Here is a 24,430-nt window from a genome sequence, read left to right on the forward strand (position 1 = left end):
GATGCCATCTCGCATTGCAGGCTTCGTAAAGCGGTTGCAGTTAGGTCGTCGCGCAGTTATCGCGCTTCCGCTTTTGTGGCTTACGCTATTCTTTTTGTTGCCGTTCGCGCTGGTCCTAAAGATTAGCCTTTCGGAAGCAGCAATTGCTATTCCCCCCTATGGGCCGCTGGTTGAGTATGCTGATCAAACGCTCAATATCTTTTTGAATCTAGGCAACTATTTGTTTTTGTTGTCAGATTCTCTCTATGTGGCGGCCTACTGGGGCTCGATAAAAACCGCGTTTGTAGCGACAGCAGTATGTCTGTTGATTGGCTATCCGATGGCGTATGCGATGGCCCGTGCTCCGGGGCGCTGGCAACTTATTTTGCTGCTGTTGGTAATGCTGCCGTCGTGGACGTCGTTTTTGATTCGCGTCTATGCATGGATGGGTATTTTAAGTAATAGCGGGTTAATCAATAACGTATTGTTGGGAATGGGGCTGATCGACTCACCACTACGCATGATGAACACCCAGTTTGCTGTCATTATCGGCATTGTTTATGCCTATCTGCCGTTTATGGTACTACCACTTTATGCCCATCTAACGCGGTTGGATAACTCGCTGCTAGAAGCGGCGTCTGATTTGGGTTCGCGCAAGCTTAATACCTTTATCAAAGTCACGCTGCCGCTCTCTATGGGCGGAATCATCGCGGGCTCTATGCTGGTATTTATTCCCGCCGTGGGTGAGTTTGTGATCCCTGAGCTGCTCGGGGGCCCGGATACGCTGATGATTGGTAAAGTGCTATGGGAAGAGTTCTTCTTAAACCGCGACTGGCCTGTGGCCTCGGCGTTAGCCATGGTAATGCTATTGCTGCTGTTAATTCCCATTGTGTGGTTCCATCGCTACCAGTCACGGGAGCTTGAATCATGATAAGACTGCGTAGACGCCCAGGCTTTACCACAGTGATGTTAGTGTTGGGTCTGTTGTTTCTTTATTTGCCCATGGTGGTGTTGGTGGTCTACTCCTTCAATGCCTCACGGCTGGTGACAGTGTGGGCAGGATTCTCCACACAATGGTATGGCGAACTTTTTCGTGATCAACAGATCCTGTCTGCGGTTTGGACAAGTCTGAAAATTGCCTTTTTTGCCGCCAGCATGGCGGTATGCTTGGGTACAGTGGCCGCTTTTGTAATGACGCGCTATGGCCATTTTCGCGGCAAGACGGCACTGTCGAGTATGGTTACCGCGCCGCTGGTAATGCCGGAAGTTATTACGGGGCTGTCGCTATTACTGCTATTCGTGCAGATGGCTCAACTGATTGGCTGGCCGGCTGATCGTGGCATGGCGACTATCTGGATTGCTCACACAACGTTTTGCAGTGCGTATGTTGCGGTGGTCGTGGCAGCCCGCTTACGTGAAATTGATCGCTCTATTGAAGAAGCTGCCATGGATTTAGGCTCGCCACCGGTGAAGACCTTCTTCTTTATTACGCTGCCTGTTATTTCGCCTGCATTAGCAGCGGGGTGGTTGCTGGCATTCACGCTTTCACTAGATGACTTGGTTATTGCCAGCTTTGTCTCTGGCCCTGGTGCCAACACGCTGCCAATGGTGGTGTTTTCGTCGGTGCGGATGGGGGTGTCGCCTAAGATCAATGCGCTGGCTACGCTGATTATTCTGGCCGTATCGCTAACGACGCTATTGGCGTGGTTCTTCATGCGTCGGGGTGAAGCAAAGCGAAAAGCACTACTGCGACAAGCCGAGAGTGCTTAGCGACTAGGGTGTTAAAGCACATCGTCGTCTCGCCCGGTGAGCACTGCTTCTAGCTCACCGGTTATTAGCGAAACAATGATGTGTAATTGAATCGGTGCGCAGCACTGGTGGCAATCCTCCCAGGTATCGTGGCTACCTTGAGAGGTGTCGATAAGAAATGTGAGTGGTGTATCGCAGTAGGGGCAGTAAAAATCATAATTTACTAGCGCGTCATCCTGCATGGCTATTTCCCCTTAATGTAATCGCTAGCGCCCTTTTATCGAAAAGCCCTGAAAATGAGTAAGTCTGAAGATAATAGTGTAGCAGTGACCTTGTCCGGTAGGACATGTAAGTAATGAATCAGGTAGGATAATAACGTATTCCTTAAAGCCACCTAGAGATGAGTGCGATGATGATACGACACATGGCAGTAGCGGCCTTTTTGGCCTTCCCGATGGTCGCCCAGGCAGAAACCCCTAACGTCACGCCTGGCGAGTGGGAGTTTGTCAGCGTGACCAGCATGAGTGGTGACATGCAAATTCCGGATCAAACGGAAACCGAACGTCAGTGCATCACTCAAGAAGAGCTGGATAGCGCTGAGTTTGGCTTCATTGAAGAGGAAGAGGGTTGCGAGCTGCTCAGCCAGGATATGAATGCCGATGGCCTTTCCTACAGCATGGTTTGCCGTGCCGATGGCGGTGAAGCGACTATCGATGGCGAAATGCGTTTTATGGGTGAGCAGATCGAAGGTAACGTGGATATATTCACCCAATCGCCGATGGGTGAGCTGACCATGAATACAGTGATTGAAGGCGAGCGTATTGGTAACTGCGAATAAGACGGCAGTTAGCATCTTCATGACCTAAAACAAAAGGCGCCTGTGTGGCGCCTTTTGCTTAGTGCGAAGGCCACTTCATGACCTTTCGCAATGGCTTATGTTAGCGCTCGGGGGTATTAAGCGGCGTATGATGAGCGATAGGAGCACTGGCTATCTCTTCTTCTAATTGGCGTTTAACTGCCCCAGGCGAGCCTGAGTAACGCGCAAGCAGGTCGTAGGCTACCGGGACGACAAACAGCGTAAATACGGTCGCAGAGCCAACACCCGCCATAATGACAGTGCCAATAACCAGCCGTGATTCCGCACCCGGGCCGCTTGATAGTATCAGCGGTATCGCACCTGCCATCGTAGTGACTGCTGTCATTAGAATTGGCCGCAAGCGTGTTACCGATGCTTCAATTAAGGCAGAGCGAAACGCCTGGCCCTCATCGCGTAGCTGGTTGGCAAACTCAACAATCAGAATGCCATTTTTAGCGGCAAGGCCAATAAGTAGTACTAAGCCTACTTGACTATAGATATTGAGTGACTGTCCGCTAAGCAGCAGGGCAAGTAGGGCGCCGCTCATGGCTAGCGGGACGGTCAGCATGATAACAAACGGGTGAATTAAGCTTTCAAACTGGGCCGCAAGTACTAAGTAAACCACCACGGCACCGAGCACTAATAAGAACATAGTAGCGCCACTGGCCTGTTGAAAATCGCGAGAAGGCCCGGCAAGGTTCGTTTGTACCTCTTCCGGCAATACATTGTCGGAGGCTTGTTGCAAATATTCCAATGCTTCGCCGAGGGGATAACCATCGGCTAGGTTGGCTTCAATCGTAATGGCGCGAACGCGATCAAAGCGGTTCAGCGTGCTAGCACCCGCGAAGTCAGAGAGCGTTACTAGGCTGGCTAGAGGAATCAGCTCTCCTGAGCGTACTGAGCGCACTTGAATATTGTTTAGCGCAGCAGGGCTGTTTTGACCGCTGCGGTCACCTTCAAGGATGACATCGTACTCTTCCCCGTCATCCACATAACGAGTGACGTTGCGCCCACCGAGTAGCACTTCCAGCGTCCGGCCTATCTCTGAAACCGTGACGCCCAACGCTGCAGCGCGTTCATAATTGATATCCACGCGTAACTGGGGCTGTGTCTCATCATAATTACTTTCAATAGCGGTAATACGTGGATTATTTTCACGAACATGAGTAATCAACCTATCCCGCCAACGCGCTAAATCCTCGTAAGTGCCGCCCCCAAGTACGAACTGCACAGGCTTTTGAGTGCGCTGTCCAAAACCTTGTCTCATCACTGGAAAGGCCTGAACACCTGGAAGTGTTCGTAGCTGCTGACGAATCTCGGCCATGATTTCCCAAGCGCTACGACGGCTTCCCCAGTCAGCCATGTTGACGATAATAAAACCGCTGTTGAAATTTTCGATATTACCAAAGCCGCGTGGTGCGCGAACCACAATTCGTTCAAGCTCACCATTTTCTACAAAAGGCGTTAATCTGGCCTCTATCTCATCCATATAGTCCATCATATAGTCAAACGTTGCGCCTTCAGGGCCGTTGACAAGGATAATGAAATTGCCACGATCTTCTTGCGGAGTGTATTCATTGGGCAGCTCGGTTGCCAGCCAAGCGGTAGCGGCTATCAACAAGAAAAACAGGGCAACGACCAGCCACTTTAATGTGAGTACGGTTTCTAATGCACGCTGGTAACGACGTTGGGTGCCCGTTAGCAGCCACTGAACGGCTTGGCTAAGTCGGCTATCATGCATACCTGGCTTGAGGATCTTAGAAGCCATCATCGGGGTGAGGGTAAGGGCTAGTAGAGTTGAGACAACAACCGCCGCCGCCATGGTAAGTGCGAACTCTGAAAATAGCCGACCAATATCCCCCTGCAGCATGCTGAGGGGAACGAAGACTGCCACTAGCACCAGCGTGGTAGCAATCACCGCAAAAGCGATTTGCCGTGTGCCTCGAAATGCTGCGACCAGTGGTGTTTCTCCGTAGTCGTGCATACGTCGATTGATATTTTCAAGCACTACAATCGCGTCATCAACAATCAGCCCAATCGCCAGCACCAGCGCCAATAGCGTGAGTAGATTAATCGAAAAGTTCATGGCGGCTAGGGCGGTAAATGCCCCAATGACAGCAATCGGCACCGTCACTGCAGGCACTAGTGTAGTGCGCAGATTACCTAAGAACATAAACATCACCACGACGACTAGCCCCATGGCGATAAACAGCGTCATCACTACTTGTTCGATAGCGCCTGAAACAAATACTGATGCATCATAGTTAAGGCTGAGTGACATCCCCTCCGGCAAGGTGCCTTGAAGCCGGTCAAGTTCTTGTCGAACGGCTTCCGATAGCTCCACTACGTTGGCCGTTGATTGCATGATCATGCCTAGTCCCACCATCGGGACGCCATTGGCACGAAACACAGATCGGTCCTCTACCGAGCCTATCTCGACACGCGCTACATCGGCCAGGCGTACTAGATAACCGTTACTGCCTTCGATTAAAGCAATCTGTTTAAAATCATCAGCGGTCGCGAAACTGCGCGGCAAACGAACAATAAATTGGCGATCTTCGGATTCAATTGAGCCCGCTGGCAACTCAACATTTTCAGCACGCAAAGCATCCTCAACATCGCCGACAGTGAGCCCCCGTGCTGCGAGTGCATTGCGGTCCAGCCAAACTCGCATCGCGTAATCACGTCCACCACCCACGCGCACCCTTGCCACGCCGGGTTGTACCGAAAGGCTGTCCACCAGAAAGCGATTGGCATAATCGGTCAGTTCGGTAATGGAGTAATCCGCACCAGAGAGACTGAGCCACACGACAATAGTCTCACTACTGTCGGCTTTAGTGACCTCAGGATTATCTGCATCATCTGGAAGGTTGCGCAGTGCTCCTGAAATACGATCGCGGATATCGTTGGCGGCAGCATTGATATCCATGCTGATGGCGAACTCGATTTCAATTCGTGAACGACCATCCTCGCTTTGCGAGGTAATTAACTCAATGCCTTCCACGCCGGCGATACGGTCTTCGAGCACTTGGGTAATGCGTGTCTCTACAACGCTTGCAGATGCGCCAGGGTAGCGGGTATCAATACTAACGATAGGTGGATCAACCGTTGGGTATTCTTGCAGGGGCAGCCGGTTGAGTGCCAGTAAACCAAACGCGATAATCAGTGTGGCAATCACCATCGCCAGCACTGGCCGCTGAACTGAAATGTCGGATAAGCGCATTAGCGATCAGCCTCCAGTAGTGTGCGAATATCCGTCTCTTCATCAGCGATACCTAGCAACCTGACTTGCTGGCCATCTCGAGCGAGCTGTAATCCGTGAATCACGATTAGGTCACCTGCACTGATACCCTCCAGCACCTCTACTTCACCGCTTCGTCGTTCGCCAATAATGACTTCTCGCCGTTCTAATCGAGAGGTGTCGTCCTGCTGGTTGATCAGCATCACAAAGTGGCGGTTGCCACTGGGTTCGATCGCTGCTTCAGGAAGCACAAGCGTATCGCGGACTCGTTGCTGAACTACGACCTCCATTAACATCCCAGGCCGCAGACGCAGCCCAGGGTTTACCATGGCAGCGCGAACGTTAACACTGCGGGTGATAGGGTCTATGCGGGTGCCAATGCTAGAGATCTCACCGCTGAAGAGCTCGTCTGGGAATGCCGCTGTAGTAGCACTCAGCTTTAGACCGTTGGACAAACGCCCTAAAAATACTTCAGGTACGGTAAAGTCGAGCTTCATGACATCTAGCTTATCAAGTGTGACAAGCTCCATGCCGGGCGTTACTAATGCACCGATACTGACGTTACGAAAGCCAACTCGCCCGCTAAAAGGGGCATGTAAGCGATAATTTGACAGCCTGGCCTCTAACGCTTGTGCGTCAGCTTGTGATTGGCGTAAGCGCGCCTGGGTATCTTCTACATCAGCCCGCGGAGCGAGGTTGCGTTGTTGCAACTGGGTGGCTCGACCTAGCGCATTGCGACGTTCATCATTGAGGGCTTGCGCAGCCCTTAGCTGAGCCTGTTCTTCAGCATCTTCTAAACGAATTAATAGCCTTCCGCGCTCTACCTGTTCGCCATCTTCAAAGTTAATCTCGGCAATCGTATCGGTCACCGTGGCGGAAAGTGTCACGCTTTCATCTGCACTCAGTGTCCCTAGCGCTTCAAGCGGATCAGACCAAGTTGTTATAGCGGCGTAGTGCCCAATAACCGGAGGGGGAGACTGTGCCAACGACGGACTAGCCCATATCAGGGTAAACAACCAGAAGAGCAAAATACGTTTACAAACAAGCATGAGCGTCTCAGTGTTATCAAAATGCTTAGTAATACCACTTAGGGGATCACCGTGTTAGAGGGCGAAGTGTATACAGTGATATTCTGTTAAAAAGATATACGTTATTTGTACGGTATATTTTTAATGTACAGTAATTTTGAGCTATTTACCTGTTAAAATGCCTCTCATTTTTTCATCCTGGGAGCCTAATTTTATGGTCTACGACGTCGTCGTCATTGGTGCAGGAGCCGCTGGTTTAATGTGTGCGGCTCAAGCGGGTTACGCGGGGCGTCGTGTACTGTTGGTGGACCATGCCAACAAAGCGGGCAAGAAAATATTGATGTCTGGAGGAGGGCGCTGCAATTTTACCAATCTTGCGACTACGCCTCAGAATTTTTACTCGGAAAATCCGTATTTTTGCATTTCTGCGCTAAAGCGTTACCGTCCTGAGCATTTTGTGTCGTTGATAGAGCGGCATGGCGTTGAGTATGTGGAGAAAGCCCCAGGCCAGCTCTTTTGTGCGAGCTCCGCTAAAGACATTGTTAGCGTCTTACTCACCGAGTGTGAATGGGCCGGCGTCGAGGTGTCGCTCAGCACGTCAATTTCTAGGCTGGAGCGAATGGGGGATAGCATGCGCTTAGCCACGTCGTTGGGAAGCATCGACGCGGGTACGGTAGTGATTGCTACGGGGGGGCTTTCGATACCCACGATGGGGGCGACAGGATTTGGTTATGATATTGCCCGTCAGTTTGGCTTAGATGTTCTGCCTACCCGTCCAGGTTTGGTGCCGTTTACCTTGAGCGATAGTTGGAAAGAGCGCGCAGCAGCACTTTCTGGGGTCAGTGTGCCATGCGAGGTTAGCTGCAATGGGAGGCGCTTTAAAGAGCCAATGCTATTTACTCATCGTGGCCTGTCAGGCCCATCGATGCTGCAAATTTCCAGCGTTTGGCAACCTGGTGACACTATCACTATTAATTTACTACCCAGTGAACATGCTGCTGACGCTTTACGTCATGCACGTCATGCGACCCCTAAGCGTCAGCTGTCCACTTGGCTGGGAGAGCGTTTTCCAAAGCGCTTTGCCCAAGCGTTGCTAGAGTGGTACCCAGACGCCAATCTTACCAGCCCTCTGGCAGAGTACAGTAATGATGCGCTTGATCATTGGGCTCAGCGGCTAAACCAGTGGCAGTTAAAACCGTCAGGTACAGAAGGGTGGCGAACAGCGGAGGTAACAATGGGCGGGGTAAGTACGGAAGCGATTTCATCAAAAACATTTGCAGTGAAAGACCTACCGCAGCTTAGGCTTATCGGTGAAGTGCTAGATGTGACGGGGGAATTGGGGGGGTACAACTTTCAGTGGGCTTGGGCAAGTGGTGTCGCTTGCGGGCAGGCGTGCTGATGAGTGTAAAGAGCTGGGCCGTAAACACGTAGAGCATTCAAGATTAGCGTTTATAAAAACGGCCCAGCGACGTTCTCAAAAAAATATCATTTGTAGCTTGTTAACTAGCCACTTTCGCTAGCAACTTCAGTTTTCGTATCAACATGTAGCTAGCCAATGCTTTTCTGCCAACCGCCATTGCGCCACCTGGATGGCGTAAAATACGCAAAGCAGCGACGCCACCAATCACATACAAAGGTATTTTAAGGCTGCGCCAGTTCTTGTCTAGCGGTGAGGCTGCCTTTGTCAGTGTATCGCTATCAATCAATATATCGATACGCTGTTGCTCTAGCTCCGCTAACAAGGCGGCTTTGCGTTCTGCTCGGCTGGGAGGCTTATTGACGGTGTTGGGTTGAGTCATCCTCATTTACCTCCAACAAGGCTCGGTCAGCGGAGAGTTGCTTAAGTGTTTCTTTTAACAGCGTATGTTGCTTGGCTTGACGAATAGCAATAACCGCTAGTAAAAAACTTAAGGCAATAAGAACGCCTGCACTCACGCCAATCGCAGTAAGCCGATAAGTGTCCCAAAACAGTACGACTACCAGCGCGGTAAGTGTCGCGACGCCTAACAACAGCAACAAAAGGCTAGCCCCTGCTAACAAAAGCAGGGTCAATAAACGAGCGCGCTCCTCTTCTAGTTCTAAAACCGCCAAACGAAGCCGAGTTTCACCATTAGCAATTAATGATTTCAGCAGACGTTTGGCGGCAGAGAAGACGCGTTGTGTTGGCCCTAAAGCCATTAGCGACGACCGAGAAGCATACCCACCACTAGGCCAGCTGCGGCACCAATACCAATACTAGCCCAGGGGTTTTCGTGCACGTAACGATCACAGCAATCAACTTGCTGAGACAGCGTTTCACGAGTGTCTTCGTAAAGTCGCTCGCCGCGAGCTTCTAAGCGCGCTCGGGTGTCTTTCAGTCGTTTTTCTGCGCGCTCACGAAGGTCACGCATCTCGCCACTTGCATCTTTTGACGTGGCATTCATTAACTCTTCTACGGTTTCACTCAGGTGGCGGAGATCTTCCTTCAACTGGTCAGCACGAGCAGAGGTATCAGTATTACGTTTAGCCATGATGTCATCCTTTGACGAGTGAATATGAATAAGTGACAACTCCAGCATAGCAGCCGTCAACTATAAGACAACCTCGAGCGCTAACGGTTCAGCCCAGTAGCACTGAACAGGGGATTTAAGCTAAAGCCTATGCTGAGACGATGCACACGATTATTGTAGTCAATCATGCTCTCTCCGTAGCCGTAGTAGTACTGTAGATGGGCACGCACATTGTTAAAAGCAGGCCAGCTGTAGTCTATTTGAGTGCCATAGTTACCCGCACTTGGGTTGCCGCGCAGTTGCCCCGCGACCTCGTGGTTACCATTGAGTCGTTTTGCCAGGCGGATATCGCCATACCCGACAAAGCGTTCAATGTCTGGGTTGTCATCGTCGCCTTTGGACTCAGGTACGCGCCAGTGAGGAGCGAGTGAAAGTGCCCAGTCACCGCGTTGGAACGTGCTTTCTAAATAAACTCTGTTCCAACTGCGTGAGAGTGGATCCGAGCGGCCGTTAGACTGATGAATGAAGGAGAGACGATTGCGCGTATTTACCCAGCCTAATGCGCTCCAGGCGTTATCAAAATCAATAAAAATTTCAGGCTCGTAGTTAGTTTCCCGGAAGGGGGAAGAAGCATCGGTATTATAGGCTTGCCACCAGCTTCGCTGTGTGTAGGCGAAATAGACATCGCCAATGTCGCCAAACACATCCTCTGCAAGGTTGAATTTGGCGCTAAACTGAAATTTCACTTCGACGTCGTTAGGTGAAGAGTCTTCAGAAATGCTACTAAAGTTTTCAGCGTTCTGGTTGGTGCTATAACTAATCGGGAAAAGATAATTAGTTCGGTGAGTCGTAATGGCGAACGGATTACGAGTTGACTCATGCTCAAATTGGCGTCGCTCACTGAGATCCTCAAGCGCCATTTCTTCTGGAAGCAGCTGCGAACGGACTGTGGGCTCGTTTCCTGCCGGATCTTCAACATGTTGCAGCTGTTGGCGCAACTGATAAAGTTCGGTGTTGAGCGCGCGGATACGAGCTTCAATTTCCTCGCGTGTCTCTGCAACGGCGCTTTCAGTGCCTAGCAAAACAATTAAACTTGTTAACAGCAGTTTTCGAATGACCATCAAAATGGCTCGCAAATAAATAAAAGGCAGTTATCAGAGTCTCTTCTATACACGCCACTCGCGTAAGTCAACTCCCCCTGTGCGTCAAACGCGTTAGATTGCGTAAGAAGCCAGAACGCCTGACAATGGCAATCTTCCTGATTGGAGTAGTATACATGTCGATGAGGCATATCTAACGTGGTCAAAAATGCACTGAAAGCACTTCCATGGCTCTTCCTTATTTATCTATTGTTAACCATTCCTGGTGCCGTATACGCTCAGGCTGCGTTGCTTGATCAAGTCCCTTCTGAGGAGCAGCTATCTGAGCGATTAGCGGAACTTGAGTCTCAGGAAGGCGAGCTAACCACCGAGCAAAGTCAGGTGAAGGAAGCTTTATCGGCTGCGTTGCAAAGCTATGAACGCCTTCGCGCGGTTGAAGAGCGCATTGAGGCGTTAGAGCAACGGGTTGTCCAAGCGCCCGACATATTGCTTCGCCTAGAGCGTGAGCTAAACGAGGCGGAAGAACAAAGCCGACAGTTATCAGTGGATAATCTTAGTGATATGCCGCTGAATGAGCTGGAAATGCAGCAGGCAGAAGCGGTGGTAGAGCTCCAGCAGCTTCAAAGCCAATTAGCCGAAGCTAACTCTCAGCTATTGGCCGCGCAAACACTGCCTGAGCGTGCTCAGCAAGCAATTTCAGATGCTTTGCAGCGAGCTGAAAATTTACGACGCCAGTCTGATGAGCGAGAAGCCTTGCTGGGTGATCGTCAGCTATCGGCACGCCACGATGCGCAATTAATTCAGTGGCGCATTGAGCGAGCCCTTGCAGAACAGGAAGTAAACCTGAATCAGCGTGAACTAAGCGCCAACAGTCGGCTGCGAGAGTTGGCTCAGGAGCGCCGGGAACTCATTGAGCTTCAAATAGACCAGCAGGAGCAGCAGCTTAATTTATTGCAAGGCGTCATTGATCGCCAGCGGCGGCTTCAATCCGAACAGGCTATTGCCGACGCAGCAAAGAATGATCCACTGATCGCTGAAGGACACCCTGTGGTGCTCAATGCTCAGCAAACGAACCAAGCGCTGAGCCTTGAACTGTTGCGAACGACGGATAGAGCGAATGGCATTATACGTGAAAATATTGAGGCCCAGCGCCAGTTGGATCATGTGCGGCAACTTCAGCGAAGCCTGAACGAACAAATTGATGCTATTCGTGGTAGCCAATTGTTGTCGCGTATTCTTAGAGAACAGCGCCAGTCGTTACCTTTAGTCGCTCCAAGGCGTGATTTGCAAGATGAAATTGCCGATTTGCGTCTCAAGCAGTTTGATTTGATTCGGCAGCGTGATCAATTGCGTCAAAGTGATCGCTTGGCAGCCCAGCGTTTGCAGGAAGCTGGGGTTGATGTCACGCCTGGATTGGTGGACTCACTGACGCGACTTTACCAGTCACGCCGTGAATTGGTAGAGCAGCTTGAACAGTCTTACAGCAGTCTGCTGAGTGCCGCTATTGAGCTTAAACTTAATCAACAACAGCTATTAGAGACGACGCGAGATTTACGGGCGACCATTGATGAACAGCTATTCTGGGTAGCTAATAGTCGTCCTCTAGATTTCAATTGGTTACGACAAATTCCCCACAGCCTTCAACTGGAGTGGCGAGAAGGCGAGTGGCGGGCGGTTTTGCCCTCTCAGTGGAAAGGTTTTTCTTGGAGAATGCTGATTGGCACGCCGCTTATTTTGCTTGGCGTGGTTCTGGTTGGGCTGCGCCGGCGAATTAAAGCACAGCTTGCGCTCATTCACTCACAAATTGGTCGACTGAAAAGTGATACTCAGTTGCATACCACCAAGGCGGTGCTGCTAAATGCTCTTCTTGCGTTGCCTGGGCCGTTGGGATTGGCAGGTATTGGCATAGGCCTAAGTGAGGCTGAAGGTGCACTGGCAAGCAGTGTTTCGCCAGCGCTTCTGCAACTGGCGCTTAGTTGGGTTGTCGTGGCCTGGGGCCGTCGGCTCCTCGTTCATGATGGGGTTGCTGAGCGCCATTTCACCTGGGCTCCTGCTTATACAGCGCGGTTGCGTAAGCTGCTGGGTGGTTTCGGACTAGCGTTAGCACCAGTGGTCGTTATTGCCGCGCTCTCTGGGCAAATGGAAACACCGCTGGCGTTGCGCCCAGTAGCGATAGGGCTTTTTGCCGCGGGCTTGGTGGCAATGAGCTGGTGGTTGGCACTATTAATCCTGGCCCATGTGCCATTTTTCGGTGTACGACTCTTTCGGTTGGTGTTAGGTCTAGCGATGGCTTCAGTGCCGCTAGTACTCCTTGGGCTTGTGGTGTGGGGATATGAGTATACGGCGTTGCGGCTGGTTGCTCGCTTTGCAATCACCCTTTACCTGTTGGGCTTGTGGGTCGTCGTTGAGGCCACTGTCGTGCGTAGTTTAGCCGTTGCAGCACGGCGGCTAGCTTACCGACGAGCGCTCGCTAGACGTCGTGCTCAAGTACAAGAGGGCGCAGAAGGTGGGGCGGAGGTCGTTGAAGAGCCACCTTTGGATATGGAGAAAATTAACTCTCAGTCGCTACGCTTATCAAAGTTGATTTTGTTGATTGGCTTCAGCGCCCTGCTGTATCTGGTGTGGGCAGACCTGCTGGCGGTACTGAGTTATTTAGACCAAGTTTCAATATGGGATGCACAAGAGGGTAACTTGGTTGGAGACGCACTATCGATTTCCGATGTGTTTACCTCGCTCCTTGTGATTGCCATCACGTTTATTATGGCGCGTAACTTGCCTGGCTTGTTGGAAGTAATGGTGCTTTCACGCTTGTCATTAAAGCAGGGTAGTGCTTATGCCATTAGTTCTCTGCTTTCTTATACCATTGTTGGTACTGGCGTAGTGATGGCGTTGGCCACTCTGGGTGTTTCCTGGAATAAACTGCAGTGGTTGGTGGCGGCGCTGAGTGTGGGGTTAGGTTTTGGTCTTCAGGAAATATTCGCCAACTTTATTTCTGGCTTGATCATTCTGTTTGAGCGACCAATTCGGATTGGTGACACTATCACGCTGGGTAATCTTCATGGCACGGTAAGCAGGATTCGCATCCGAGCGACTACCGTGACCGACTTTGACCGAAAAGAAATTATCATACCGAATAAAACGTTTGTGACGGACCAGCTCATTAACTGGTCGTTGTCGGATAACGTGACCCGCGTGGTGCTGACCTACGGTGTTGCTCATGGGTCTGATCTGCCTTTAGTGCATAAATTGCTGCGCCAGGCTGCCGACGAAAATGAACGAGTGTTAGAAGACCCAGAACCTCAGGTTTTCTGCCTTAACTACGGGCCGCACAGCCTGAATTTTGAGCTGCGCATTTTCGTTAACGATTTGCTTGACCGCCTGTTTGCGGCTGACGAAGTTAACTGCCGGGTCGACGAGCTGTTCCGTGAAGCGGGCGTTAAGGTGGCCTTCGAGCAGATGGACGTGTGGCTGCACCGCGACCGAGGCGAGTCAGTTAAAGTGCAGTCAGCTAACCGACTGCCTCCTGCTAACCTAAGCTAATAACTAGGTTAGCATCGGGGGGGTAAGTACTGGTTTTTAAACGCTTGGTTCTTCATGTTTGGTGGCGAACAGTAAAAACTCCCGATTACCGTCACCACCGGTAATCGGGCTTTCCTGCCAGTGACTAATGACTAAACCGCACTCTGTACAAGCATCACGTATCTTTTGTTCTACGTCTGCATAGCGGCTAGCGTTACGCACGATGCCACGCTTATCCAGTGCGCCTGGTGCTAACTCAAACTGTGGCTTTACCAATGAGAGTAGTTGCCCTCCAGAGGAGAGAAGGGAGGCGATCTCAGGCAAAATCAGGGTTTGCGAGATGAACGAAACGTCCATCACGGCTATATCGATAGGGTGTTTAGCCACGGCGTGTTGAAGGACTGTCGATGATGCCATGTGACGAGCATTTAAGCCTTCAAGACACGTGACTCTCGGGTCATCACGTAAGCACTCGGCTAGCTGGGTATGCCCGACTTCAACACCGATAACATGTCGGGCGCCAAATTGAAGTGAGCAATCGGTAAAGCCTCCCGTTGATTGGCCAACGTCTAACACGTTGCACCCTTCCAGGCGCATGTTTAGAGCGTTAAGAACGCCCTCTAATTTTAATCCTGCCCGGGAAACGTAACGCTCCTCCGGGTCTTCATCAATATGAAGCGGAGTATCTAGCGGCCATTTTTCAGATGGTTTTACGAGTGGCGTGCCATCTTGAAGAAACACGCGACCGTTGCGAATTAATCGCTGCGCGCGTGTACGTGAACTGGCCAGCCCTTGGCTGACCAATAATTGGTCTAATCGTGTTAGTTGAGTCATTGTCGTCAATATGGCGGTTATTAAACGCTGCTAGCGAGTCTCGCTACGGAGTATGTGGCCCTTTGTCTGCCTGCAGTTCGGTAGGGGGTAAGCGGCTAGCTCCCCAGCTGCGATGCAGATAGCCTTTTACAGATTCAAGTTCTTCTTCCGTTACTGTGGCCAGCTCGCCACGCTCCAACGGATCAAAGTGGTAAATATATAATCGAGACGTGAACTGTGCGAAGGGGAGCGAGGCTTCGCCAAAGCGTTCTCCGTTACCTGAGGTGCTAACTTTAACGCCGTCTCCCCAATCTTGGCCGCTGTCGTTATTGGGGTTGTAAAAATAGATCCTCATCACATCGTTGGGATCTAACGAGGCGCGCAAAATGGTAATTGCATGCCAACCAATAAACCGGGCAGCACTGTCAGTGACGGCAATGCCAGCAGGCTGAGGATGAATTAGCGGTTGGTTGCCATTGTAGTAAGGATGATAGCTGGCGTAGAAGTGACGAATAAAGCTATCCACACCGCTAAGTTGGCCGGTGGCGACATCAACGTTGATGCTAAAGCCCCGACCTGACCACCACCCGTGAAATTCTGGGTTAACCCAGCGATGAGGATCGCCTTCGCGGCCAATGCAGCGCCTGCCCATCTCCGCGTAAATACGGTCAAGATGGGGGACAACGATCAACGAGGCTGGGTCAAGGTCCATCGGAAGCTCGGAGGCAACGCCTGAGGCGCTCTCCATTGAAGAGATTGGCTGACCCTCGAAATGCATAATGATTTCATCATCACGCGCAGCCCAAGCCACCATTTGCAGTAGATAGTCAGGGTCGTTATAAGCCCACATAGAAAGCGCTCTCGCTGACTGGCAGGTAGGGTTGTTGCCCTGTCCTACACCCAGCGGCAGTCCTAACATGCAAAGCACACCTTCAATTAAACGTGCGCGGGGTGATGCATCTTCACCATAGGCAAGATTCAAGCGTGCTTCTGACCACTCTGAAAGCTTTAGATTTAGCTGCCGCCACATCGCTGGAGCAACCGGGGGCTGATAGAGAATGCCCCGTTCAAGTAGCAGTGCCAAGCCATACACTGCTTGGGCGGTGGCGGGATAAACACCCCCGCGAATCAGTGCATGCACCAGCTCGCGATAGCAGAGTAGACAGTCGCGCCCCGTCGAAGAGAGACCTAATGCCTCTGATAGAAGGTGGTCGCCCTCTTCGAGTAGATAGCGCATCAGTATCGTGTGATAGGGCGATACCAGCCCTGTGTCATGCATCGCACGAGCGAAGCCAGTGGATTCCGCTTGCAAAGCCGCGTTATCCATACGTTCCAGTCGTTCACGGTACAGCTCAACGCCGGGGTCTTCACGACAAGCTTGGGTTGGTCCGAAAAGCGAGCTAACCAGCCTGTCAGCCCCTTGACCACTTGCCCCCAAATCAATTGCTGGATTAACTTGGCACAGCGCAATTTGGGTGATCATCTGTTTTATGGCGTCAACCTGAATAGGGCGCTGTTTTAAAATGCGCCATATTTCATCAATCAGTTGATCAATAACGTGTTCGTAGCCAATTCGGTCGGCTAGGTGTTGAAACAGTTGCCTGGGAATAGTCGCTAATCGACCCTGGGTTTCCCGTTCGGCTTCGCTAGGTGCGTTAAATAACAGCCACAGATTGATGGCCATTACTTGGGTTAAATAGTGGTGTGCATGCTCTTGGGATACCAGAGCATGTAAGTAATCACCTTTGGCGACTGCTAAAAGTCGCAGCTCACTCAGCGCCTCAATAACGACCACATTGGCGTCAGGGCTTTTCAGAGAGAACGTAGTGAGAGTAGGTACTAGGAACTGTGGGGTTTCCCAGTCTGAGCCTGCAAACACACCGGCGGATTCAAAATCCGCCGCGCGTGCTTCGAGGGCAGCGCAGCCACCCTCCTGCATCAAGATTCGGCGCGCAGTATCCATTACGCGGGGCAGTTTCGCCGGTTTAGAAAAAGCAGGCGCCTGCGAAAGCAGGCGCACCGCATCATCAAATTTGCTCAGCAATCCATTGAGCTTGCCATCTTCAGTTGAAGATGCCTCTTGATTGATCGTCACATTGACTCCTTATCCCAGCCGAGGCAAGGATTATACATAGAAGTCGAGGTCTTCTTGGCGTTTAAGCAGATCACGCAGTGTGTGTGCGTCTTCGCCTTTAAAGTAGACCAAGCCCCAGTGGGTACCAAACGCCGTACGTTTAGTGACGGTTTCTTCAACCGGTGATGTCAGCTCGTGGGATTCAAAATAGGGGTGATCCTCTGTTTCTTCAGGAATCTCCAGGCGGCTAACAACCCGGCGGCGGGGATAAACGCCAAAGCAGCCCGCAAACCCATCTGCATCCACCACTTCTTTGGGAAAGAAAGCAGCGACTTCTTCTTTTGTGCTTTTAGGATCGAATACCAGCATAGACGCCTGATAGGCGTTAAATCCGTAAACCCGCTCGAGAAGTTCGAAGACTTTAAAGCCGGGTGGGCGGTAAGCGACTTCGCCAAAGTACATTTCACCGTCGCTGGTGACAAAGTACTCGGGATGAATGAGACCGAATTCAATATCAAACGCTTTGATCAGCTTTTCGATTTGTGCCGTAATCTGTTCGCGGTATTTTTCAAGCTCTGGAGATGCGGGCACAAATACTGAGTAGCCAAGTGTGACGTACTCTGAAATATTCAGGAAAGCTATTTTGCCATCGTGAATCCACGCTTCTACGGCGAATTCCCAGCCGTCTAAGTGAGACTCCATCAGCACAGGGAATTCTTCGTCCGGAATAGTATCGACTTCATCCGGTGTGCGAATAACGCGGTGGCCAAGACAGCCAGCCTTATCGAACGCCTTCAGGTGGATAGGGTCGTTGGGGTCGCCATCCAACTTGAGTAGCGTCTGATTAACGCGTTTAAGAAAGCGCACTACGTCATCTTTATCGTGGGCTTCTTCGAAAATACCCACGCGAATGCCACCAAGCTGGGCGCGGCGCTTCATCAATGCTTTGTCGCGAAGCAACAGCGATTGCCCGTAAATACGTGGATTGTCGAGTAGCACTGAATTAATAGCGCCTGCCCACTCAACGGTTTCCTCATAGAGCGGGATAGCGACGTCGACGCCTTTTTCTTTCAGCGTTTCAGCAATTTCGATGGAGCGATCATTGAGACGCTCAAAATTCCAGGGAACGTAGGGGATGTCATGTTTCTGGCAGTACTCCTCGGCCCAATCGGGTGCAACCACGATGTAGCGGCGGTCAAAATTCTCAGCCGCTTCGATCGCATTGAGGCTCCAACCTAGTAGGGCGATATAGCCCTTATTGGGATCCTTTTGCATGACGGTGACTCCTGTGGGTGAGTGAATAAAGTTGCCATACCACTTACTTCACCATACACGATAGGGCCTTCCGTCGGCTAATTAGCAGCCTCTGAAGGTGAAAGTAGCCAAAAATAAGCGCTTTTGAGGGTGGCATATTAAAGAGCAAACCCCTGAGTATGTTAGGCTAGGCTCCTTAACATTATGTTCAAGTGGCAAGAGGAATAGGCCAAGATGGCGGCCAAGCCGATCTACCGTGTGGTGGTTCACCAGCAGGGTGAAATATGGGATTTATACGTCAGAGAAATCTTTCAAAGCGAACTCTGGGGCTTTATTGAAGTCGAGGAGTTTGTCTTTGACGATGCGTCGCGGGTTGTTGTTGATCCAGGGGCGGAAAAGCTACAGCGTACCTTTGAAGGTGTTAAGCGCAGCTATCTGCCGCTTAACACCATTGTGCGTATTGATGAAGTAGAACGTGAAGGCCCTTTGAAAGCAGTTAAAAGCGATGCTCGCGTCGCAGAGTTTCCTCGTCCCTTTCCATTGCCGCCTCGTGGAGAAGGGTAAGCGCCTAGACAAGCGCACCGCTTTGAGCGATACGCGCGACGGCTTCGTCTGCCTCGCGCGTTTTTACAATCAGGACATGACGTTATGCAAGTAAATAAACTTCGTAGTAGTTGTTACGCCACTGCCGTTGGCGTGTTGTTGAGTATCGGAGGAACCCCCGCATTTGCCCAGTCTGATAACCAAGCTTGGGTAAGCGATGAGTTAAGCACGTATGTGCGTAGTGGCCCAACCGATGGTTATCGCATTGTGGGAACGTTAAATGCAGGTGAGCAGGTCGAAGTGCTTGAAACAAGCGGCGATTATACCCGCGTACGTAGCAATAGCGGCGATACGGTGTGGGTGCTAAGTAGTGAGCTACAGCAAGACCCGAGCGCCCGTGAACAGTTACCCGTACTACAAGCCCAAGTCGATGAGCTTACCCAAGAACTAGATGGTATTAACGATACTTGGGATCAGCGCGTTTCTTCTATGGCGGAAACACTTGATATTCGTGAAAAGCGGATCGTCGAGTTAGAAGCGCGTAACCACGAGCTTGATAGTGAAGCTGAGCAGTCTCGCCAGCAGGTGCGTGCCTTACAGGCGCGACTAGACACGCAGGAAGAAGATCTGCTTATGCGCTATTTCATGTACGGTGGTGGGGTTGCGGGTGCTGGGTTATTAGTGGGTCTGATTGTTCCCCATTTGCCGCGTCGTCGTAAAAAGAGAGACCGCTGGTTTTAAAGCGACGTTAAAAAACAAGCGTTACGTATAAATTTCGAGTACGAGGTGGCCGCAATGGAAAACCCCTGGCGCCAACGTTGGCAAGAGGGACGTATTGGCTTTCATTTGTCCGATACACACTCGGCGCTTGTCCAGTACTGGCCTACGCTTAATGTGACGCCTGGGGCCAAAGTACTTGTGCCGTTATGCGGAAAAAGCCTGGATATGCGTTGGCTAGCAGATGAAGGGCACCCCGTGTTGGGGATAGAGTTGGCTCCTGAAGCAATAGAGCAGTTTCTGGCCCAGCGCAATGCGAGTGTATCGCGCTATACCCAGGCAGGTTTTAATGTCTCACGCCAGGGTAGCGTTGAATTGTGGTGCGGTGATTTTTTTCACTTGCATATCAAGCAGGCAGCAGAAGTGGGCGCATTTTATGACCGAGCTTCATTAATTGCACTGCCTCCGGCTACTCGAGAGCGCTATGCCTTCCACCTTGCCCAATTAGTGCCGCCTGGTGCTAAAGGGTTATTAGTGGGGTTAACTCACGATGAAGACAATGCAGGCCCGCCTTACAGTGTGCCCAACAGTGAAATTGAGCATTTGTTTATGCCCAACTTCCGTGTTGAACTGGTTGAGAATAGAGAGGCTGATGAGCGGGGACGCAGCGAAAGCGTTTGGATCCTGGAGCGTCGTGGCCCGCACCTATAAATCTGCCCGTAAAGCGGGCAGATGTTCTCAGAATAAGCTATCAGGATAAAACTGTTTAGCGAGCGAGTAAGCGGCCCAGCTCTGGGTCACTAAACACACGATTTAAACCATCACTTAACAAATCGTTTAGCATGCGTGTATTGGCATCTTCGCCGGGCTTGATGGCATAGCCTTGGGTGCGTCGCGAGGTGTAAGTGCCGGTATACGTCGTGCCTTTATTCTGGGCGATTGCCCGAAAAACTCCTTCAATACGCGCTTCGCCGACTAGCGGCTGTCCGCTGTTACCTCTGGCATAGTTAAGGCTTGCAAGTTCAAGAGTAATGCTCGGGCGGCCTTGGGCAGCATCGCGAGTAGGAGTGAACCCCATATCGCGTACAGCGCGTTCTGCTTCGGCTTGCAACTGCGGAATGAGCTCATGACTGCTCACGGTAATCTGCGCGGTAGACATACTGCCACCTGAGCGTGTTCCAATCACTTCACTTTCCCTGGCATCAGCAGCTATCACGGTGACTTGCTGGCCGGAGCCTGTCTGCGGCACGCTGGCGCTGCGCTCTGGGCTTAGCTGTAGGTACTGAGGGCTAGCGCAGGCTGCTAGCAAAACGCTGGTAAGCAGCGCACCAGAGAGGTGTAAAAAATGGCGCCGACGCATGGTCTTCCTCCGCTATGGCTAAAACGTCAGTATAACGCGGGTAGTGTGCTGGCGGTATGTCCTGGTGGCGTGGGTTGTGCCATCGCTTTCAACGCCATGTCGGGAGAAGCGCCGTCAGCGATATCGAACAAATGCGTTAGGCTGTTTTTTGCTGTCTTCATAGTGAGTACAAAATAGGCATAGCGATGACGTTCACAGATCTGTTTGAAAACGACGACATGAAGTTGATTAACCTGCTTCCACAAGATGGGGCGGTCTATTATCACGGTAAAATTCTAGAGACGGCCACTGCCGATATATATCTAGCTAAATGTCGGGGCGAACTAAGCTGGGAGCATGATCGAGCGTTTATTTACGGAAAAGAGATCATTACTAAGAGGAAAATAGCCTGGTATGCGGATGAGCCTATCTCTTATACCTACTCTGGATATACGAAGATGGCGTCAGTGTGGCCTGGTTTTTTACAAGAGATTAAGCAGGTAGTGGAGAGTAGCTGCGGTGAAGTATTTAATTCGTGCTTGTGTAACTTCTATAGTTCAGGCGCGGAAGGTATGAGTTGGCACAGTGATGCTGAAAAAGACCTGGTTGAGAATGGTGTGATTGGAGCGTTGAGCCTAGGTGGCGAAAGGAGATTTTCGTTTAAACATAAAAAAACAGGAGAGAGTCTATCGCTTAATCTAGAGCACGGTAGTCTGTTGGTGATGAAAGGTGCCACGCAGCAAAACTGGCTACATAGCCTGCCTAAAACCAAGAAAGATTGTGGGCCGCGGGTGAGCCTAACGTTTAGGCAAATGCGCTAACCAGCTGTTGATACAGGCTGATAACTTATCTGTCGCGAGTTAAAGAAAGGTAGGAGGTGGCAGCTCTAAATCGGTCGCGAACTAAAGCTGCCCTCTGCTTGTACAGTTGTGCTTGTGCCGTTGTTGGCATGCCCTAAGCGGCGCGGCTTTGCTCCGTCACCTTTGACTCTGTTGCGGGGAAACGGTGCCATTGCCGTGGATGGACGAAGAGGCGTTGTCCGCGGCGCATCTCAAGCTGCTCAAAATCAGCATGGCGCACCGTTGCAAGCCACGGCTTAGCCAGCCAGTCGGCTTCCAGCTCAACACGCACTTCAGCACCTACCGGTGAAATGGCAGTCACTGTCACCGGCAGATGACTCTCTGCACTAGGCTGCTGGGCAAGGCGCACTTCATGAGGACGTAGCAATAGCTCTTCGTTACCGTCAGGCAAGTCAACATTGAGATGAGCGTCACCGCAGGTGAGCACACCTTGGTGTACCTTGCCTTCCAAGTGGTTAACGTCGCCAAGGAATTCAAATACAAAACGATTTTTGGGCGAACGATAGAGCGTTTCAGGCGTATCAATTTGCTCGATACGTCCGTTGCTCATCACCACCACACGGTCAGAAAGTTCCAGCGCTTCTTCTTGGTCGTGGGTAACAAACACGCTGGTAAAGTTAAGCTCTTCATGCAGGCGGCGTAACCAGCGTCGTAGATCCTGGCGCACCTTGGCATCCAGCGCGCCAAATGGCTCATCCAAAAGCAATACGTCAGGCTCAACGGCCAAGGCGCGGGCGAGAGAAACACGTTGCTGCTGGCCGCCAGAGAGCTGGGCAGGCAAACGGTTCGCTAAATGCTGCAGTTGAACCATTTCCAGCAGCCTAAAGACACGGGCGCGAATCTCGCCGTTGGATGGGCGGCGCTTTTTGGGCATCACGGTTAGCCCAAAGGCTACATTGTCGTACACGCTCATATGGCGGAAGAGAGCGTAGTGCTGGAAAACAAATCCAATGCGGCGATCGCGAACGTGAACGTTAGTTACATCGCGGTCGCCGAACAGTATTTTACCGGGTTGAGGAGAGCGATCAGCGCTCTCCAAGCCGGCAATAATACGCAGCAGTGTGGTTTTTCCTGAGCCAGACGGGCCAAGCAGACCGACTAGTTCGCCTTCATGAATGTCCAGGTTGATCGGCTCAAGCGCTTGAGTGTTGGCAAAGTGCTTGGCGATATTCTGTAGGCGAATACTCATAAAAATGCCTCCTGGCGCGCTGCGCGCCATTCCAGGCCTGCCTTGGCCGCAAGGGTTAACAGGGCAATAAGGGCCAGTAGTGCGGCGCTAGAAAACGCGCCCACTGCATTGTAATCCTGATAAAGCTGCTCTAGATGCAGCGGCAAAGTATTTGTCTTTCCGCGAATAGCTCCAGCGACCACCGAAACGGCACCAAATTCACCCACGGCACGCGCGTTAGTGAGGATGATCCCGTAGAGCAGTGCCCAGCGAATGTTGGGTAACGTGACACGCCGAAAGGTGGTCCAGCCGCCAGCGCCGAGGGTCACGGCGGCTTCTTCTTCTCGGGAACCTTGGGCCTGCATGAGCGGAATAAGTTCACGTGCCACAAACGGGCAGGTCACGAAAATAGTTACCATCAAAATGCCGGGCCAAGCGAACATCAGTTGAATATCGTGGGTATCTAGCCAACTGCCAATCCAGCCATTACGGCCATATAGCAACAGATAGATAAGCCCAGCCACAACGGGGGAAACGGCAAATGGAATATCGATCAGCGTTTGTAAAATACGCCGGCCTGGGAAACTGAAGCGGGTAACCAGCCACGCCAAGGCGACACCGAATACTAGGCAAATCGGTATGGTTAATAACGCAATGACGAGCGTCAGGCCAATCGCGTGCAGGGTGAATGTATTGCTAACGTTGGCCCAAAAGACCATCACGCCTTGGGAGAAGGCTTGGGCAAAAATTGCCACCAAAGGTAGCAGCAAAAATAGCGCTGACAGCAACAGAGCGGCGCCAATCAGTAAACGCCGCACAGCGGGTGCATCACCAATCCGGCGCATTAGCCTGTTCCTCCATGCAAGCGGCGCACAAAGCGGCCTTGCCAAATATTGATCGCCAGCAGTAGGGCCAGTGACACAAAGAGCACGACGGAGGCAATTGCGGAGGCACCAGCGTAGTCATACTCCTGCAGTTTGACGAAAATCATCAGCGCAGTAATTTCGGTTTCGTAGGGCATATTACCCGCGATAAAAATAATCGCCCCGAACTCACCTAACGAGCGCACAAAGGCTAGCCCGGTGCCAGTAACGAGAGCTGGCCACAGGTGCGGCATAATCACACGCCGAAACGCCACGCCATCGGTTGCGCCAAGAGACATCGCTGCTTCATCAACTTCTGCGGGTAAATCCTCCAGCACCGGCTGTACGGTGCGTACCACAAACGGGATGCTGGTAAACGCCATGGCCAGTGCAATACCTACCCAGGTGTAGGCTACCTGGAATCCTAGCGGCTCTAATAAGCTGCCCATCCAGCCGTTACTCGCATACAGCGTAGCGAGGGTAATACCTGCTACCGCTGTGGGGAGCGCAAAGGGCAGGTCCATTAAGGCATCTAGCAAACGCTTGCCGGGAAACTCATAGCGAACCAGTACCCAGGCAAGTAGTAAGCCAAATACCGCATTAACCAGCGCCGCGACAGCCGCTGCTCCTATGGTGACCATGTAACTGGCCACCACACGGCCTTCGGTAATAATGGCCCAGTATTCGGCAAGGCTAAGCCCTGCCAACTGGCCAAACAGCCCGGTGATCGGGAGAAGAAGGACCAGCGAAATAAACAGGACGCTGATACCCATAGATAGGCCAAAGCCCGGCAGCACGCGTGCGCTGCCGGACCGCCATAATGCTAGCTGGCTCATGG

At 51.5% G+C, this 24,430-nt stretch carries 24 protein-coding genes; 9 read left to right on the forward strand and 15 right to left on the reverse strand.

The features are described from left to right. Window position 1 precedes the first annotated feature (1 nt). Window positions 2-910, forward strand: coding sequence for an ABC transporter permease subunit (locus K7H08_RS16875; RefSeq protein WP_232482968.1), 909 nt, complete (start codon window positions 2-4; stop codon window positions 908-910). After that, window positions 907-1,749 (forward strand): ABC transporter permease subunit, encoded by an 843-nt coding sequence (locus K7H08_RS16880; protein ID WP_231658579.1) that lies wholly within the window; start codon window positions 907-909, stop codon window positions 1,747-1,749. Before K7H08_RS16875 ends, K7H08_RS16880 begins: the two co-directional genes overlap by 4 nt. Before the next feature lie 11 nt (window positions 1,750-1,760). Here the strand turns inward: K7H08_RS16880 and K7H08_RS16885 are convergent, their stop codons facing one another. Then, complete coding sequence (locus tag K7H08_RS16885) at window positions 1,761-1,970, reverse strand: CPXCG motif-containing cysteine-rich protein (protein WP_089038639.1); 210 nt, start codon at window positions 1,968-1,970, stop codon at window positions 1,761-1,763. A 167-nt stretch (window positions 1,971-2,137) separates the two neighbouring features. Between K7H08_RS16885 and K7H08_RS16890 the strand changes: the two genes are divergently transcribed. Continuing rightward, window positions 2,138-2,566, forward strand: coding sequence for a DUF3617 domain-containing protein (locus K7H08_RS16890; RefSeq protein ID WP_038486596.1), 429 nt, complete (start codon window positions 2,138-2,140; stop codon window positions 2,564-2,566). A 100-nt stretch (window positions 2,567-2,666) separates the two neighbouring features. Here K7H08_RS16890 and K7H08_RS16895 read toward each other — a convergent pair whose 3' ends face one another. Then, complete coding sequence (locus tag K7H08_RS16895) at window positions 2,667-5,807, reverse strand: efflux RND transporter permease subunit (RefSeq protein WP_231658580.1); 3,141 nt, start codon at window positions 5,805-5,807, stop codon at window positions 2,667-2,669. Continuing rightward, window positions 5,807-6,874: an efflux RND transporter periplasmic adaptor subunit gene (locus K7H08_RS16900; RefSeq protein ID WP_038482751.1), complete on the reverse strand. Its 1,068-nt coding sequence runs from the start codon at window positions 6,872-6,874 to the stop codon at window positions 5,807-5,809. The genes K7H08_RS16895 and K7H08_RS16900 overlap by 1 nt, the downstream gene beginning before the upstream one ends. A 193-nt stretch (window positions 6,875-7,067) precedes the next feature. On the opposite strand from K7H08_RS16900, the gene K7H08_RS16905 reads away from it, so the two are divergent. Then, window positions 7,068-8,252: an NAD(P)/FAD-dependent oxidoreductase gene (locus K7H08_RS16905; protein ID WP_231658581.1), complete on the forward strand. Its 1,185-nt coding sequence runs from the start codon at window positions 7,068-7,070 to the stop codon at window positions 8,250-8,252. A gap of 100 nt (window positions 8,253-8,352) precedes the next feature. Here K7H08_RS16905 and K7H08_RS16910 read toward each other — a convergent pair whose 3' ends face one another. From K7H08_RS16910 to K7H08_RS16925, 4 genes are all read right to left on the reverse strand, one after another. After that, window positions 8,353-8,652, reverse strand: coding sequence for a YqjK family protein (locus K7H08_RS16910; RefSeq protein ID WP_038482757.1), 300 nt, complete (start codon window positions 8,650-8,652; stop codon window positions 8,353-8,355). Next, a complete protein-coding gene (locus K7H08_RS16915) occupies window positions 8,627-9,031 on the reverse strand; it encodes a phage holin family protein (RefSeq protein WP_095602296.1) in 405 nt (134 codons plus the stop codon). Before K7H08_RS16915 ends, K7H08_RS16910 begins: the two co-directional genes overlap by 26 nt. After that, window positions 9,031-9,363 carry a DUF883 family protein gene (locus K7H08_RS16920; RefSeq protein WP_030070257.1) on the reverse strand — a complete coding sequence of 111 codons (333 nt, stop codon included), beginning with the start codon at window positions 9,361-9,363 and terminating at the stop codon, window positions 9,031-9,033. The genes K7H08_RS16915 and K7H08_RS16920 overlap by 1 nt, the downstream gene beginning before the upstream one ends. Before the next feature lie 80 nt (window positions 9,364-9,443). Beyond that, entirely contained in the window at window positions 9,444-10,463 is a 1,020-nt protein-coding gene (locus K7H08_RS16925; protein ID WP_038482765.1) for a phospholipase A, read from the reverse strand. 177 nt (window positions 10,464-10,640) lie between these two features. On the opposite strand from K7H08_RS16925, the gene mscK reads away from it, so the two are divergent. Beyond that, the gene (mscK, locus tag K7H08_RS16930) at window positions 10,641-13,982 is read left to right on the forward strand and encodes a mechanosensitive channel MscK (protein ID WP_120385453.1); all 3,342 of its coding nucleotides are present in this window, start codon (window positions 10,641-10,643) and stop codon (window positions 13,980-13,982) included. Between the two features lie 36 nt (window positions 13,983-14,018). Here the strand turns inward: mscK and K7H08_RS16935 are convergent, their stop codons facing one another. The 3 genes from K7H08_RS16935 to K7H08_RS16945 are packed head-to-tail and all read right to left on the reverse strand — an operon-like array spanning window position 14,019 to window position 18,123. After that, the gene (locus K7H08_RS16935) at window positions 14,019-14,795 is read right to left on the reverse strand and encodes a TlyA family RNA methyltransferase (protein WP_231658582.1); all 777 of its coding nucleotides are present in this window, start codon (window positions 14,793-14,795) and stop codon (window positions 14,019-14,021) included. A 43-nt stretch (window positions 14,796-14,838) separates the two neighbouring features. Further along, window positions 14,839-16,869 (reverse strand): hypothetical protein, encoded by a 2,031-nt coding sequence (locus tag K7H08_RS16940; RefSeq protein ID WP_231658583.1) that lies wholly within the window; start codon window positions 16,867-16,869, stop codon window positions 14,839-14,841. Between the two features lie 30 nt (window positions 16,870-16,899). Beyond that, window positions 16,900-18,123, reverse strand: a complete 1,224-nt coding sequence (locus K7H08_RS16945) for an ATP-grasp domain-containing protein (protein ID WP_038482777.1) — start codon at window positions 18,121-18,123, stop codon at window positions 16,900-16,902. 213 nt (window positions 18,124-18,336) lie between these two features. Here K7H08_RS16945 and K7H08_RS16950 point away from each other — a divergent pair, with 213 nt between their 5' ends. The 3 genes from K7H08_RS16950 (at window position 18,337) to K7H08_RS16960 (ending at window position 20,073) form a co-directional block, all read left to right on the forward strand. After that, complete coding sequence (locus tag K7H08_RS16950; protein WP_162219392.1) at window positions 18,337-18,666, forward strand: DUF1820 family protein; 330 nt, start codon at window positions 18,337-18,339, stop codon at window positions 18,664-18,666. A gap of 84 nt (window positions 18,667-18,750) precedes the next feature. Continuing rightward, window positions 18,751-19,386, forward strand: a complete 636-nt coding sequence (locus K7H08_RS16955) for a TIGR04211 family SH3 domain-containing protein (RefSeq protein WP_038482780.1) — start codon at window positions 18,751-18,753, stop codon at window positions 19,384-19,386. Between the two features lie 54 nt (window positions 19,387-19,440). Next, window positions 19,441-20,073, forward strand: coding sequence for a thiopurine S-methyltransferase (locus tag K7H08_RS16960; protein WP_231658584.1), 633 nt, complete (start codon window positions 19,441-19,443; stop codon window positions 20,071-20,073). A 55-nt stretch (window positions 20,074-20,128) separates the two neighbouring features. Here the strand turns inward: K7H08_RS16960 and K7H08_RS16965 are convergent, their stop codons facing one another. Then, entirely contained in the window at window positions 20,129-20,722 is a 594-nt protein-coding gene (locus tag K7H08_RS16965) for a YajG family lipoprotein (protein WP_231658585.1), read from the reverse strand. 26 nt (window positions 20,723-20,748) lie between these two features. Next, window positions 20,749-20,883, reverse strand: coding sequence for a hypothetical protein (locus K7H08_RS18440; protein WP_267900573.1), 135 nt, complete (start codon window positions 20,881-20,883; stop codon window positions 20,749-20,751). 24 nt (window positions 20,884-20,907) lie between these two features. Here K7H08_RS18440 and K7H08_RS16970 point away from each other — a divergent pair, with 24 nt between their 5' ends. Beyond that, complete coding sequence (locus tag K7H08_RS16970; protein WP_038482790.1) at window positions 20,908-21,522, forward strand: alpha-ketoglutarate-dependent dioxygenase AlkB family protein; 615 nt, start codon at window positions 20,908-20,910, stop codon at window positions 21,520-21,522. 133 nt (window positions 21,523-21,655) lie between these two features. Here the strand turns inward: K7H08_RS16970 and K7H08_RS16975 are convergent, their stop codons facing one another. From K7H08_RS16975 to cysT, 3 genes are read right to left on the reverse strand one after another with little or no spacing between them, the layout of a single operon-like run. Beyond that, the gene (locus K7H08_RS16975) at window positions 21,656-22,750 is read right to left on the reverse strand and encodes a sulfate/molybdate ABC transporter ATP-binding protein (RefSeq protein ID WP_089038623.1); all 1,095 of its coding nucleotides are present in this window, start codon (window positions 22,748-22,750) and stop codon (window positions 21,656-21,658) included. Beyond that, the gene (gene cysW, locus K7H08_RS16980; protein ID WP_231658586.1) at window positions 22,747-23,574 is read right to left on the reverse strand and encodes a sulfate ABC transporter permease subunit CysW; all 828 of its coding nucleotides are present in this window, start codon (window positions 23,572-23,574) and stop codon (window positions 22,747-22,749) included. Before cysW ends, K7H08_RS16975 begins: the two co-directional genes overlap by 4 nt. After that, entirely contained in the window at window positions 23,574-24,428 is an 855-nt protein-coding gene (gene cysT, locus K7H08_RS16985) for a sulfate ABC transporter permease subunit CysT (protein WP_231658587.1), read from the reverse strand. The genes cysW and cysT overlap by 1 nt, the downstream gene beginning before the upstream one ends. Between the last annotated feature and the right edge of the window lie 2 nt (window positions 24,429-24,430).

The organism is Halomonas sp. IOP_6 (assembly GCF_021151565.1).
GTDB lineage: Bacteria > Pseudomonadota > Gammaproteobacteria > Pseudomonadales > Halomonadaceae > Vreelandella > Vreelandella alkaliphila.

What these genes read in the sequence shown, in the direction of transcription:
- cysW (WP_231658586.1), bottom strand. Translation starts at nt 23,574, where the DNA reads ATGCGCCGGATTGGTGATGCACCCGCTGTGCGGCGTTTACTGATTGGC.
- K7H08_RS16905 (WP_231658581.1), top strand. Translation starts at nt 7,068, where the DNA reads ATGGTCTACGACGTCGTCGTCATTGGTGCAGGAGCCGCTGGTTTAATG.
- K7H08_RS16895 (WP_231658580.1), bottom strand. Translation starts at nt 5,807, where the DNA reads ATGCGCTTATCCGACATTTCAGTTCAGCGGCCAGTGCTGGCGATGGTG.
- K7H08_RS16970 (WP_038482790.1), top strand. Translation starts at nt 20,908, where the DNA reads ATGACGTTCACAGATCTGTTTGAAAACGACGACATGAAGTTGATTAAC.
- cysT (WP_231658587.1), bottom strand. Translation starts at nt 24,428, where the DNA reads ATGAGCCAGCTAGCATTATGGCGGTCCGGCAGCGCACGCGTGCTGCCG.
- K7H08_RS16915 (WP_095602296.1), bottom strand. Translation starts at nt 9,031, where the DNA reads ATGGCTTTAGGGCCAACACAACGCGTCTTCTCTGCCGCCAAACGTCTG.
- K7H08_RS16920 (WP_030070257.1), bottom strand. Translation starts at nt 9,363, where the DNA reads ATGGCTAAACGTAATACTGATACCTCTGCTCGTGCTGACCAGTTGAAG.
- K7H08_RS16880 (WP_231658579.1), top strand. Translation starts at nt 907, where the DNA reads ATGATAAGACTGCGTAGACGCCCAGGCTTTACCACAGTGATGTTAGTG.
- K7H08_RS16950 (WP_162219392.1), top strand. Translation starts at nt 18,337, where the DNA reads ATGGCGGCCAAGCCGATCTACCGTGTGGTGGTTCACCAGCAGGGTGAA.
- K7H08_RS16885 (WP_089038639.1), bottom strand. Translation starts at nt 1,970, where the DNA reads ATGCAGGATGACGCGCTAGTAAATTATGATTTTTACTGCCCCTACTGC.
- K7H08_RS16900 (WP_038482751.1), bottom strand. Translation starts at nt 6,874, where the DNA reads ATGCTTGTTTGTAAACGTATTTTGCTCTTCTGGTTGTTTACCCTGATA.
- K7H08_RS16935 (WP_231658582.1), bottom strand. Translation starts at nt 14,795, where the DNA reads ATGACTCAACTAACACGATTAGACCAATTATTGGTCAGCCAAGGGCTG.
- K7H08_RS16890 (WP_038486596.1), top strand. Translation starts at nt 2,138, where the DNA reads ATGATGATACGACACATGGCAGTAGCGGCCTTTTTGGCCTTCCCGATG.
- K7H08_RS16910 (WP_038482757.1), bottom strand. Translation starts at nt 8,652, where the DNA reads ATGACTCAACCCAACACCGTCAATAAGCCTCCCAGCCGAGCAGAACGC.
- K7H08_RS16925 (WP_038482765.1), bottom strand. Translation starts at nt 10,463, where the DNA reads ATGGTCATTCGAAAACTGCTGTTAACAAGTTTAATTGTTTTGCTAGGC.
- K7H08_RS16955 (WP_038482780.1), top strand. Translation starts at nt 18,751, where the DNA reads ATGCAAGTAAATAAACTTCGTAGTAGTTGTTACGCCACTGCCGTTGGC.
- K7H08_RS16945 (WP_038482777.1), bottom strand. Translation starts at nt 18,123, where the DNA reads ATGCAAAAGGATCCCAATAAGGGCTATATCGCCCTACTAGGTTGGAGC.
- K7H08_RS16965 (WP_231658585.1), bottom strand. Translation starts at nt 20,722, where the DNA reads ATGCGTCGGCGCCATTTTTTACACCTCTCTGGTGCGCTGCTTACCAGC.
- K7H08_RS18440 (WP_267900573.1), bottom strand. Translation starts at nt 20,883, where the DNA reads ATGAAGACAGCAAAAAACAGCCTAACGCATTTGTTCGATATCGCTGAC.
- K7H08_RS16975 (WP_089038623.1), bottom strand. Translation starts at nt 22,750, where the DNA reads ATGAGTATTCGCCTACAGAATATCGCCAAGCACTTTGCCAACACTCAA.
- K7H08_RS16960 (WP_231658584.1), top strand. Translation starts at nt 19,441, where the DNA reads ATGGAAAACCCCTGGCGCCAACGTTGGCAAGAGGGACGTATTGGCTTT.
- K7H08_RS16875 (WP_232482968.1), top strand. Translation starts at nt 2, where the DNA reads ATGCCATCTCGCATTGCAGGCTTCGTAAAGCGGTTGCAGTTAGGTCGT.